Origin of the sequence: Arthrobacter sp. FB24 (assembly GCF_000196235.1) — a bacterium.
In the GTDB taxonomy this organism is placed as follows: Bacteria; Actinomycetota; Actinomycetes; order Actinomycetales; family Micrococcaceae; genus Arthrobacter.
Genome location: NC_008541.1, coordinates 899907 through 911778, shown reverse-complemented (window position 1 = coordinate 911778; position 11872 = coordinate 899907). Strand labels below are relative to the sequence as shown.

The 11872-nt window shown below is 65.6% G+C and carries 12 protein-coding genes; 3 read left to right on the top strand and 9 right to left on the bottom strand.

Annotation, left to right across the window (positions count from 1 at the left end):
* Positions 1–7: 7 nt before the first annotated feature.
* From ARTH_RS04325 to ARTH_RS04305, 5 genes are all read right to left on the bottom strand, one after another.
* Positions 8–1141, bottom strand: coding sequence for an LOG family protein (locus ARTH_RS04325; protein WP_011690707.1), 1134 nt, complete (start codon positions 1139–1141; stop codon positions 8–10).
* A 16-nt stretch (positions 1142–1157) separates the two neighbouring features.
* The gene (locus ARTH_RS04320; RefSeq protein ID WP_011690706.1) at positions 1158–1931 is read right to left on the bottom strand and encodes an SDR family NAD(P)-dependent oxidoreductase; all 774 of its coding nucleotides are present in this window, start codon (positions 1929–1931) and stop codon (positions 1158–1160) included.
* A gap of 38 nt (positions 1932–1969) precedes the next feature.
* Positions 1970–3352, bottom strand: coding sequence for an MFS transporter (locus tag ARTH_RS04315; protein WP_156810610.1), 1383 nt, complete (start codon positions 3350–3352; stop codon positions 1970–1972).
* A 225-nt stretch (positions 3353–3577) separates the two neighbouring features.
* Positions 3578–4285, bottom strand: coding sequence for a FadR/GntR family transcriptional regulator (locus tag ARTH_RS04310; protein WP_011690704.1), 708 nt, complete (start codon positions 4283–4285; stop codon positions 3578–3580).
* Positions 4286–4333: 48 nt separating this feature from the next.
* Positions 4334–4822 carry a hypothetical protein gene (locus ARTH_RS04305; RefSeq protein ID WP_011690703.1) on the bottom strand — a complete coding sequence of 163 codons (489 nt, stop codon included), beginning with the start codon at positions 4820–4822 and terminating at the stop codon, positions 4334–4336.
* 40 nt (positions 4823–4862) lie between these two features.
* Here ARTH_RS04305 and ARTH_RS04300 point away from each other — a divergent pair, with 40 nt between their 5' ends.
* The 3 genes from ARTH_RS04300 (at position 4863) to iolB (ending at position 7586) form a co-directional block, all read left to right on the top strand.
* Positions 4863–5696 (top strand): gamma-glutamyl-gamma-aminobutyrate hydrolase, encoded by an 834-nt coding sequence (locus tag ARTH_RS04300; RefSeq protein WP_011690702.1) that lies wholly within the window; start codon positions 4863–4865, stop codon positions 5694–5696.
* A gap of 157 nt (positions 5697–5853) precedes the next feature.
* Positions 5854–6594 (top strand): GntR family transcriptional regulator, encoded by a 741-nt coding sequence (locus tag ARTH_RS04295; protein WP_011690701.1) that lies wholly within the window; start codon positions 5854–5856, stop codon positions 6592–6594.
* 89 nt (positions 6595–6683) lie between these two features.
* Positions 6684–7586, top strand: coding sequence for a 5-deoxy-glucuronate isomerase (gene iolB / locus ARTH_RS04290; RefSeq protein WP_011690700.1), 903 nt, complete (start codon positions 6684–6686; stop codon positions 7584–7586).
* A 91-nt stretch (positions 7587–7677) separates the two neighbouring features.
* On the opposite strand, the gene ARTH_RS04285 is transcribed toward iolB, so the two are convergent.
* The 4 genes from ARTH_RS04285 to ARTH_RS04270 are packed head-to-tail and all read right to left on the bottom strand — an operon-like array spanning position 7678 to position 11826.
* Entirely contained in the window at positions 7678–8712 is a 1035-nt protein-coding gene (locus ARTH_RS04285; RefSeq protein WP_011690699.1) for a Gfo/Idh/MocA family oxidoreductase, read from the bottom strand.
* Positions 8709–9815 (bottom strand): Gfo/Idh/MocA family oxidoreductase, encoded by a 1107-nt coding sequence (locus tag ARTH_RS04280; RefSeq protein WP_011690698.1) that lies wholly within the window; start codon positions 9813–9815, stop codon positions 8709–8711. The genes ARTH_RS04285 and ARTH_RS04280 overlap by 4 nt, the downstream gene beginning before the upstream one ends.
* Before the next feature lie 30 nt (positions 9816–9845).
* Positions 9846–10763 carry an ATP-binding cassette domain-containing protein gene (locus ARTH_RS04275; protein WP_011690697.1) on the bottom strand — a complete coding sequence of 306 codons (918 nt, stop codon included), beginning with the start codon at positions 10761–10763 and terminating at the stop codon, positions 9846–9848.
* Between the two features lie 13 nt (positions 10764–10776).
* On the bottom strand, positions 10777–11826 hold the full coding sequence (locus tag ARTH_RS04270) for an ABC transporter permease (protein WP_011690696.1): 1050 nt from the start codon (positions 11824–11826) through the stop codon (positions 10777–10779).
* Between the last annotated feature and the right edge of the window lie 46 nt (positions 11827–11872).

Here is an 11872-nt window from a genome sequence, read left to right as displayed (position 1 = left end):
GCTGCTGCTAACCCGCCACGATGCCGAGGGCTTCCTCCACCGTGTCCACCAGGAAGATCCTGTCCGCCATGGCGTTTCCCGAGGCAAGGCTCTGCAGCAAAGGCCAGGCAGGATAGCGGCGCTGCCAGTGTTCGCGGCCCACAAGGACCATGGGCGTGACGGTTTCCGAGGCACCGTAGTAGTTCTCGCAGGCGTCCTGGAAAATTTCCTGCAGGGTGCCGGCGGACCCGGGTAGGAAGATCACACCGCCGTCGCACAGCTCCAGCAGGATCGCCTCCCGGATGGCGTTGGCGAAATACTTTGCGATGTGGGTGGCGAAATAGTTGGGCGGCTCATGCCCGTAGAACCACGTGGGAACCCCCAGCGACGGACTGCCGTCCGGATAGCGTTCGACGACGGCAGCAGCCGTCCGCGCCCACGCGGACACCGAGGGCCGGAACCCCGGCACGGCCTCCAGCTGCGCCAACGCTGCGTGGAAGTCCGCTTCCGGCAGTTCGCTCAGATACGCGCCCATGTTGGCGGCCTCCATGGCGCCCGGTCCCCCGCCGGTGGCCACCACCCGTCCGCTCCTGGCAAGAAGCCGCCCGGCGAGGGCGGCCTCCTCGAAGGCCGGCGTTCCCCGCCCCGCCGTATGGCCGCCCATCACACCCACCATCGGACGGCCCCGGCACACTTCGGAGCGTGTCAGCTCATCAAGGGCGTCACCGATCGAGTGGTCATGCAGTGCAGCCGCGAGCGTGGCGTCCAGCCGGTGCCGCTGGCCGGGCCGGATGCTCCACTGGTAGATCCGGGCGTCCAGCGTTGATTCGTATCGGCCGCCCGGCGGACCGAAGTAGAGCTCCTGCGGCGAGTAGAGCTGCCCGCGGTAGGGATTGAAAGGCACGGTTTCCAGCTTGGGAAAGATGAGCGCACCCCGGCTCCGGAGCGAATCCTCTACACCCTCCTCGAAAGTGCAGCCCAGGAAGATGGCACCCTGCGCGTCCATGGCTTCCAGCGGAGCGGTGCGGCCGCGGAGGTCCAAGGACTGGGCATGCCAGCCCCGCATGCTGCGGACCCCCGCGTCCACCAGCCGGTCGAAGTTGTCCAGGCTTTCAACCTCAAGGGTTCTGGGGCTGGGCCTCAGGCTGCGGGCGGCGTTCATGGAGCCAGCCTAGTGGTCAGCTGACCTGCAGTCCCCCGTTGATGTCATACGTGGCGGCGGTGATATAACCGGCATCCTGACCGAGCAGGAAAGAGATCAGGGCGGCCACTTCCTCACGGGTTCCCACCCGTCCCATCATGATGCCCTCTGACATCTGGGCCTTGCGCTCGTCGGTCAGGGTGCCGCCCATGATATCGGTGTCGATGGGGCCCGGTGCGATCGCATTGACGGTGACGCCGAACTCGCCAACTTCCCGGGCAAGGGCACGGGTGAAGCCGATGATTCCGGCCTTTGAAGCGCTGTAGGCCACCTTCGAGTAAGTGCCGCCGCCGCGCTGGGCGGAAATAGAGGAAATGCTCACAATGCGGCCAAGCTTGCGCTCGATCATTCCCTTGAGGACTCGCTGGGACACGATGAAGGTGCCGCGCATGTTGATGGCGAAAACCTTGTCCCATTCCTCCACGGTGGTTTCCATGAAGGTGGTCGGCGAGCTGATGCCTGCCAGGTTTGCGAGTGCGACGATGGGCGGCAGCGATTCTTCGATTTCGCGGATCGCACGGTCCACCGAGGCGGCGTCGGAAACGTCGGCGCCCACTCCGATGGCCTTCACGGCGCGGTTGGAGCCGATCTCGGCAGCCGCGGCCTTGGCGTCCTCGGCATTGATGTCCAGGATGGCGATTGACCAGCCTTCGCTGGCCATCCGGTCCGCAGCTGCGCGGCCGATGCCGCGGGTGGAAGCTGCCCCTGTCAGGACAACGGTGCGTTCGGCGGGAAATGAGGTGGTTGTCATGGTGTGTCTTTCGTCGGGATTCGTTGGTGTTCGATCGGTCAGGAGCGGGCTTTGGCCGGGTCTGCGTTCACCGCTGCTGCGGCGGCAACTGCGGGATCCAGGGCGGCATCACCTTCCGGCCGCTTCCGGGCGTAGAGGTAGGTGGCCACCGCCGTGACGCACAGGCAGAAGGACAGGAAGAGCAGGCCGCTCTGATTGTTGCCTGTGGCGTCTTTGAGCATGCCGACGGCGTACGGTGCCACGAACCCGCCAAGGTTTCCCAGGGAGTTGACCAGGGCCAGCCCGGACGCGGCGGCTGCACCGGTGAGCGCCGCGGACGGCATGGACAGGAACGGGGCGATGGCTCCGTAGATCCCCATGGCGGAGACCGTGAGGGCAATCAGGGCCAGGACGGGGTTGACCGGGAGCAGGTACCCCGCCGCAAGGAGGCCCATACCGGCGAGAACCATGCTGACGGCGGTGTGCCAGGCGCGCTTTCCTGTCCGGTCCGCCCGCTTGCTCCAGAAGTACACAAAGACCGCGGCGACTGCGTAGGGAATGAAGACGATGAATCCCACTTCTGCCGTGGAGAACTTGCCGAGGGCGGCAACAATGGTGGGCATCCAGAGGCCAAGGCCGTAAATGCCGCAGACCAGGCCGAAGTACAGGGCGGAGTAGACCAGCGTGCGCTTGTCCTTCAGGCCGGCCAGGAAGTTGTGTTGTCCACCCTTGGACTTGGCAGCCAGTTCGGCTTCCATGGTGGTGGCAAGCCATTCGCGCTCGTCCGTGTTGAGCCACTTGGCGTCCCGCGGCCGGTCGGTCATGAGGATAGGGGTCAGCAGGCCCAGCAGGATCGCGGGGATGCCTTCGATGATGTAGAGCCACTGCCAGCCTTGCAGGCCGAGAATTCCGTCCATCTGGAGCAGCAGTCCGGACACCGGAGCGCCGAGTGCGTTGGAAACGGGCTGGGCCAGGATGAAGATGCCCAGCACGGTGACGCGTTGCGCGGCCGGGAACCACAGGGTCAGGTAGAACAGGATGGCGGGGAAGAACCCGGCCTCGGCCGCACCCAGCAGGAACCGGATGATGTAGTAGGTGCTTTCTCCGTTGACCAGGCACATAGCCGTGGCGAAGATGCCCCAGGTGATAAGGATCCGGGCAAGCCACTTGCGTGCGCCGAAGCGGTACATTCCGGCGTTGCTAGGCACTTCCAGCAGGGCGTAGCCCAGGAAGAAGATGCCTGCACCAAGGCCGTAGGCAGCAGCGCTGAGCCCAATGTCCTCGCTCATGGTGAGTTTTGCGAAGCCAACGTTGTTGCGGTCAAGGTAGGCAACGAAGTAAAGCAGGACGATCAGCGGCATAACGCGGCGGCGGACCTTGCGAAGCGTGCGCTCACCGAGCTCGCCGAGCCCTGCGGGCCGCATGGAAAGTGAAGTCATCATCGACCTTCTGTCTGACGGAGGCGGCACTTCGACAGTGGCGCGGTCCGATGGAGATGTGGGGGTTTCCGTCGTGCGACTAGGTAAGTCTGATGTCTGACATCTGACGGAAGAACATGAGAAAGATCATAGAAGCGTGATCTGGGTTACGTCAAGCCACGGCGGATGAACCTGGAGTGGTGCGGGGTCTGCCCAGCTGAGGGATGCCCCCCTTAGGGGTGGGCCGTGTCAGGACTCGGAACGGTGGACGTAGCGTTCGTAGTCGCGGTACGTCTGGTCCATGTGTTCGTCCATTGTCCGCCGTGACAGCTCGGCGTCGCCACTGAGGATGCTGTCCATGACCTTCTGGTGGTACTCGATGGCATGAACCTGGATTTCGGGTACCGCCGAGGTCTCCCGCCTGGTCATGTAGAGCAGCTGGCCCAGCTGCGCGAACAGGGCCCGGACAAACGGATTGCCCGAGGCCTCCAGCACTGCGTCATGGAATGCGATGTCCGCTTCGACAAAGCGGTCCAAATCGCCGGACTCGTGGAAACGCTTCATTGCCGTGATGCACTCCCGCATCTGTTCGGCGTGCTCAGGGGTGTGCCGCTTGGCGGCCAGGGAGGCCGCACCCGTTTCCACCATGCGCCGCATCTCGATCAGCCCCACGGAGACTTGGTCAGCGCCGTTTCCGTGCGACGCGGCTTTGAAGATCGCGTCCAGCCCGGTCCAGTTGTCCGAGGGATTGACGAACGTTCCCCGGCCGGCCTTGACGTAGAGGATGTTCTGCGCCCGCAGGGCCTTAAGCGCCTCGCGTACGGTGAGCCTGCTGACATCGTAGGCCTTCGCGATGTCCGCTTCGGGGGGTATGGCATCGTGCGGCTTCAGCTTGCCGTCGAGGATGTCGTCGAGCAGGCCGTCGACAAGATCGTCAACGAGTGTCCTGCGACCCATCCTGGCTCCTGCCTTCAGTCGTGCCCGCCGCTGCGGGTGCCTTCAACATTACTGTTGAACGCGTTCCGGATCAGCATCATGGCCCGAAGCGGCAACATACTGGTCCAGCTTTGCCAGTGTGGCGTCCAGGTTGGCGGGGTGGCGGCGCAGGTAGCCGGCCAACCGAAGGAAGAACTTCCCCCGGACCTGCCGGGCATCCCATTGCTCGGTAACCAGCGTGCCCGGGACTCCGCGGGCGTCGGTGGAGGGTTCCAGCACATAGCGCCACACGTGGCCAAAGAAATGCCGCCAGGCGATGCGCCGGCCCTCTTCGAACTCGCAGACCGTGTTGAGGATCTTGTAGTCCACCATCATGTTCATTTCCATGCCGAACCTGGCGCCGGCTGACAACCTTTCCGGACCGTGCGGCTGCGCCGCTTTCACGGTTTCAGACCCATCGATCACGCTGTGCAGGGCAGGCGTAGCCAGGACCTCGAAAATGGCCTCGGGCCCGGCCTGGATGAAGCGCTGGCGGGACACAAGGTATCTGTTGTTCATCCGGCAAGCCTAACCGTTTCGGCCTGTTGCAGAATGAGTCATGCGTATTCCTCCCCTTAACCCGCCCGCCCGGCCGCGGATCGGAATCCCGGTCCGGCTCAGCAGCTCCCGGGACCCCGACCCGCGGGTCGGGGAAGCCAATGAACTGTTTGAGTACATCGTGGAGCTGGTCCGCGACGGCGGCGGGGAGCCGGTGCTGCTGACGACACATTCCGACGGCGGCCGGCTGGCCGAAACGCTCAAGGGGCTTGACGGCGTCGTACTCCCCGGTGGCGGAGACCTCGATCCGCGGCACTACGGAGAAGAGCAGACGGCGGAGTGCTATGACGTGAACCCCGCACAGGATGAACTGGACCTCGCGGTTGCACGCGGGAGCCTTGACGAAGGGCTGCCGCTGCTGGGGATCTGCCGCGGACACCAGGTCCTCAATGTCCTCTACGGTGGAACACTGGTGCAGGACATGGCGGCCGGTCCCCTGACGCACCACGAGCCCGCAGCAGGCGGGGCGGCGGCGGACGGCGCCGAGGGAACGGCGCCCGGACCCTGGGCCTGGCACGACGTCGACATTCTCCCCGGCTCCAAGGTGGGGCGGCTCTACAGCAGGGACGGCGGGGCTGACGGCCTGACGGTGAAGATCGCCTCGGGACACCACCAGGCGGTGGCCCGCGTAGCGGACGGGCTGATCGTAACGGCCGTCGCCGGCGACGGCACCGTGGAGGCGCTGGAGGATCCCGCTCGCTGGGTGGCATCCGTTCAATGGCATCCAGAAGTCCTCGAGCTCCCGGCCGAGGACCGCGTCGCGCCCTTCCGGGCGTTCGTGGACGTGTGCCGCAACCGGCCGCTGCCCGGCCGGGCAGCGGCGCCTGGCGACTAGCCCCAACCCGGACGGCACCCCGTTGCCGCTCCTTGGCCACCGTAAAACAGCCTGCTATTATCGTCAAAAAGGCAGTATGTCCTATCAAGAGAACATACGCTGACATACGCGGGCCCTCCGGTACCCTCGGAGGTCGCGGAGCACAAGGGAGCGCTCAGTGGCGAATCAACTTAATCTCAGTATCGACCGCTCTTCTCCGGTGCCCCTTTACCACCAGGTGGTCCAGGGCATCGAGTCCGCCATCCACACCGGGCTGCTTCCCCCGGGCAGCCGGCTGGAAAACGAGATCGACCTTGCTGCCCAGCTCAACCTGTCCCGGCCCACCATGCGCAAGGCCATGGACGAACTGGTGCGTTCCGGGCTCCTGGTGCGCAAGCGCGGCGTGGGGACACAGGTTGTGTCCAGCCAGGTCCGGAGGCCGCTGGAGCTTTCGAGCCTCTACGACGACCTGACCAATAACGGAAGCAAGCCCACCACCGAGGTGCTGAGCTTCTCCCATATCGAAGCCGATGCCCCCACGCGCGAAGCCCTCCAGCTTCCCGCCGGCGCCAAGGTCTACCACTTCACCAGGTTGCGCAAGGTGGGCGGCAAACCGCTGGCCCTGATGGAAAACTGGGTCCGCGACGACATCACCCCCATCGACGAAGCCCAGCTGGAAGCCCAGGGCCTGTACGCGATCCTGCGCAATGGCGGCGTGAACTTCCGGCTGGCCTCGCAGCGCATCGGGGCCATGGTGGCCAATGACTACCAGGCGCCGCTGCTGGATACGCAGCCAGGACTTGCACTGGTGACCATGGAGCGCACCGCAGTGGATGACACGGGACGCATGGTGGAGACCGGCCACCACGTCTACCGCGGCGACTCCTACAGCTTTGAAATGACCCTCGTCCAGCGCTAGGCACCAGCCTCCTGCCCGAGCGCTAGCCGCTGCCTCCTGCCCGTCCGGCCGGGCTGGACTCCCCTCCCCACTAACGAAAGAGCAACCCTATGGCCAACTGGGTATATCCCCTGGGTTCCGCCGCCGACGGCAGCTGGGACATCTCGCTGGGAACGTCCGATTCCGCGCTTGACGTGAACGGCTGGGCCCACACCGGACTCAAAGTGGCGACGCTGCCGGCGGGCGCCGCCGTCGAACTGCCTGCTGCCGGCGAGGAACGGATCGTGGTTCCGCTCAGCGGTTCCTTCACCGCCACGGTGGACGGCGAGGACTACCGGCTGGCTGGCAGGGCCAGTGTTTTTCACGGCCCCAGCGATGTGCTGTACACAGGCACGGAGAAGGCTGTCACCATCAGTTCTGCCGACGGCGGCAGGGTGGCGGTCGCAACGGCTCCCGCGAAGACGTCATACCCGACCCGGCTCGTGACCGCCTCCGAGACTCCCGTGGAACTGCGGGGTGCCGGCAACTGCTCACGGCAGGTCCACAACTTCGGCACCCCGGCCGCGCTGGAGGCCGACCGCTTCATCGTCTGCGAAGTCATCACCCCGGCCGGTAACTGGTCCTCGTATCCCCCGCACAAGCATGACGAGGAAAAAGACGGCGAAACCAACCTCGAGGAAATCTACTACTTCGAGACCCGCGTAGCGCCGGACGGTCCCGCCCCCGGCTCAGGCGTGCAAGGCGACGCTATCGGCTACCAGCGCGTCTATGCCTCCGACGACCGGCCAATCGATGTGTCGGCTGAGGTCCGCACCGGCGACGTCGTCCTGGTTCCGTACGGCTGGCACGGGCCCGCGATGGCCGCCCCGGGGTACGACCTGTACTACCTGAACGTGATGGCCGGCCCCGGCCCCGTCCGTGAGTGGCTCATCAGCGACGACCCGCACCACGGCTGGATCCGCCAGACCTGGGAGGGCAAGGACGTGGACCCGCGGCTGCCCTTCACCGCCTAAAGACGAGACGAGGCCCCTGACCGGTTCAACCGGTCAGGGGCTTCTTCGTCTGCCAGTGGGCGCTATGGGCCGGGGCCAGCGTCCGCCGGGGTTAGCGGGCCACTTTCTGTGCCACGCGGACCGGAACGCCCGTCGCCAGCGATTCCTGGGCGGCGTCCGCAACGCGGGAGGCAGCCACGGCGTCCTCTGCCGTGCACGGGTTCTCCCGGCGGCCCAGGATCAGCTCCACGAAAGCCGCCATCTCGGAGCGGTACGCCTGGTCGAAGCGTTCAGCGAAGGTCTTGTGCGGCTCGCCCGCGGGGAAGTGGACGCCGGTTTCGGCCGATGCCAGCGCCGTCTTGTCATCCAGGCCCACCATCAGCGAACGGCGCGAACCCTGGATTTCGAGCCGGACGTCGTGGCCTGCCCCGTTGTACCGGGTGGCGGAGACCGTCCCGACCGTGCCGTCGTCGAACGTTACCAGCGCGAGCGCGGTGTCCACGTCCCCCACTTCGCCGATCGCCGGGTCGCCGTTATTGGAGCCCCTGGCGTACACCTCGACGATCTCCCGGCCGGTCAGCCAGCGCAGGATGTCGAAGTCATGGACGGAACAGTCCCGGAAGAGGCCGCCGGAGCTGGCAAGGAACTCCACCGGAGGGGGTGCCATGTCGCACGTGACGGCCCGTAGCGAGTGGATCCAGCCCAGCTCGCCGGCCTGGTAAGCGCGCCGTGCTTCAAGGTAGCCGGCGTCGAAGCGGCGCTGGTGCCCGATCTGCACCACGCCCTTCCGGTCCCGGATGTAGTCCAGCACCGGCAGGGCATCCGCCACATTCAAGGCCACCGGTTTCTCGCAGAACACCGGGATGCCGGCGTCCACGCCTGCCTTGATCAGTTCCGGGTGGGTGGCAGTCCCGGTGGCAACGACCAGTCCGTCCAGCCCGGAGGACAGGAGTGCCTCCACCGAGGGAAGGAACTCGGCGCCGAGCCCGGCCGCCACGGTCCGCGCATGCTCTTTCGCGACGTCGGTGAGCCGGAGCCTGACGTTGATGCCCTCCGCGTTGAGGACCCCGTTCAGCGCGGCGATGTTGTTGGCGTGCATGACGCCGATCCGCCCTACTCCGACCAGGCCAAGAATGACGTCCTTCATGCTTTATCCTCCGCATAATCGGCTTTTGATGCTGCCACGGCCGCCGGGGCGCCCAGCTTGACTGACTCGATGCAGGCCAGCGCCATCGCCAGCGCACGCCTGGCGTCGGCGGCCCCCGGCCTGAGGGTAAAGGCGGACGACGACGGCGGCACGCCGTCACGCCGTGCGCGCACCGCGTCGGCGAAATCGGCGAGTTCATCCGTGTAGGCCTGCCTGAACAGTTCGACGTTGAGCCGCGGTGTATCGGCGGACAGTCCCTCGGCGGTGTAGCGGCGGGCTGCGGTCTCCGTGGCACGGCCGGCCTGGACCATTCCCTTCGAGCCGAAAACCTCCCCGCGGATGTCGTATCCGTACAGTGCGCTGAAGTTTGCTTCCGCCACGGCTATGGCTCCGTTGCTGTAGCGGATGGTGACTACTGCTGTGTCCAGGAAGCCCTGATCATGGAGGCCCGGCTCCACCAGGGCGTCCGCGACCGCGTAGACCTCCACGGGCTCGGCGCCTTCGTTGAACCAGTTGAGCGTGTCGAAGTCATGGATCAGGGTTTCCAAGAAGATGGTCCATGCCGGGACCCTGGCCGCGTTCGGGATATTTCCGTTGCCGGGGTCGCGCGTCAGCGAACGCAGGAGCTGCGGCGTGCCGGCAACACCTGCGGCAAGGTCTTTCTTGGCGGCCTGGAAATCCTCCGCATACCGGCGGTTGAACCCGATCTGGAAGTGCACGCCCGCCGCTTCCACCGCGGCGAGTGCGGCGTCCAGTTCGTCGAGCCCCTGGCCGGCGGGTTTCTCGCAGAAGACGTGTTTTCCGGCGGCGGCAGCCTGCGCGATGAGGGAGGAGTGGAAGCGCGCCGGGCTCGCGATGATCACGGCGTCGATCTCCGGATCCGCCAGGATGTCCTCGGCGTTGGGCGTCACCTTGACGGTGCCCAGGGAGCGGGCCAAAGCTTCCGCGGATTCAACGTTCGGGTCGGCGATGGCCGCGAGGACGGCGCCAGGGACGCGGCGGGCGATACTTTCGGCGTGGAACGCCCCCATCCAGCCGGAGCCGATGAGTCCGATCCGTACTAGGGCCGGGACTCCGGCGGGATTCAGGGTGACGTAGGCCAAGGGGCTGTCCTTTCAATTGGTCTCGGCAGTTCAGCTGTAGGCCTTGCCGGTGGTCTGGGCCACCTCGGCTACTTCGCCTTTGACTTCCTTCACGACGTCGCCGTGCCCACCAAGCTGTTCCAGTTCGTGCGCGAGCTCGGCCAGCTCCGCGCCGCCGGCCATCTGGGCGGTGAGTTCGTCGAGGGTGATGTCCTTCTTCTCGTAGTAGCCGATCGACTTGCCGCGCTTGAGCAGGAGGAACCGGTCCCCAACCGGGAAAGCGTGGTGCGGGTTGTGGGTGATGAAAATGACCCCCAGTCCGCGGTCGCGGGCCTGCAGGATGTAACGGAGCACCACGCCGGACTGCTTCACTCCGAGGGCCGCCGTCGGCTCGTCAAGGATCAGCACCTTCGCGCCGAAGTACACGGCCCGTGCGATCGCGACGCACTGGCGTTCACCGCCGGAGAGCTGGCCGATGGGCTGCTCCACGTCGCGGAGGTCGATGCCCATCTCGGCGAGTTCGTGCTTGGTGATGTCCTTCATTTTCTCGACGTCCATGCTTTTGAACGGGCCAAAGCCGGAGGTCAATTCCGAGCCGAGGAAGAAATTCCGCCAGATCGGCATCAGCGGCACCACGGCGAGGTCCTGGTAGACGGTGGCGATGCCGACGTCGAGGGCGTCGCGAGGGGAGGTGAACTTCCGTTCCTCCCCCATGACCTTCAGGGCGCCCTCATCGTGCTGGTGCAGCCCGGCGATGATCTTGATCAGTGTTGACTTGCCGGCGCCGTTGTCGCCCAGGACGCAGGTAACGCGGCCATTGTCCACGGCCATCGTGACGTCGGTCAGGGCGACGATGTTGCCATAGCGTTTGCCGACCCTGTCCAGCGAGAGCAGATGCACCGGAGTGTGCGTCAGCGGGTCGGTTTCGTTCTGGAGCAGGGTCTGCTGGTCAATCTGTTTGGCATTCATTTCTCCGGCCCCTTTACTTGAGCTCTGCGCGGCGCTTGACGATGAGATTGACGATGGTGGCCAGCAGCAGCATCAGGCCGAGGAAGAACTTGAACCAGTCCGGATTCCACTGCGCGTAGACGATGCCCTTGTTGGCCATGCCGAAGATGAACGCGCCGATCGCGCCGCCGATCGCCGAGCCGTAGCCGCCGGTGAGGAGGCAACCACCGATCACCGCGGCGATGATGTAGAGGAACTCGTTGCCCACGCCTTCACCGGACTGTACGGTGTCGAAGGCGAAGAGGTTGTGCATACCCAGGATCCAGCCGCAGAAGCCCACGGCCATGAACAGGCCGATCTTGGTGGCCTTGACCGGCACCCCCACGGCGCGGGCCGCGTTCGCGTCGCCGCCGACGGCGAAGATCCAGTTCCCGACCCGTGTCCGCATCAGCACCCAGGTGGCCACCGCGACGAGGGCGAACCAGATGAACACGGTGTTTTTGACGTCGACCCCGCCGATGGTCACCGAGGATGCGAACACCGCCCGGGCCGAGGCGAAGCCGTCCATGTTGGAGATGGAGGGTGAGGAGACCGAGCCGCCGATCAGGCGGGTCAGGCCCAGGTTCAGGCCGGTCAGCATCAGGAACGTGGCCAGGGTGACGATAAAGGAGGGCAGTTTGGTCTTCATCAGGATCCAGCCGTTGATGAAGCCAATGCCCAGGGAGACCAGCAGGGCCAGGCCAACCCCCACCCACACATTCGTACTGAAGTACCAGCTGAACAGCGACGCCGTCAGCGCCGAGGAGATCACGGCGACACCGGTGGAGAGGTCGAACTCCCCGCCGATCATCAGCAAGGACACCCCGACCGCCATGATCCCGATCGTGGAGGAACCGTAGAGGATGGTCGCCAGCGCGTTGGGCTGGGTAAACGTCGGGGAGACCAACGCGAAGAAGATGAACAGGACGATGGCACCCACCAGGGCACCGACCTCGGGACGTCCGAGGAGCTTTTGGAACGGACTGCGCTTGGCGACGCGCTCATCGGGCGCCGCGGGCTTTGGCTTGGTCTGAGTGACGGTCATGATAATTCTCCTTGCTGCCGGGGCCGGCGTGAACCGGCCCCGGCCA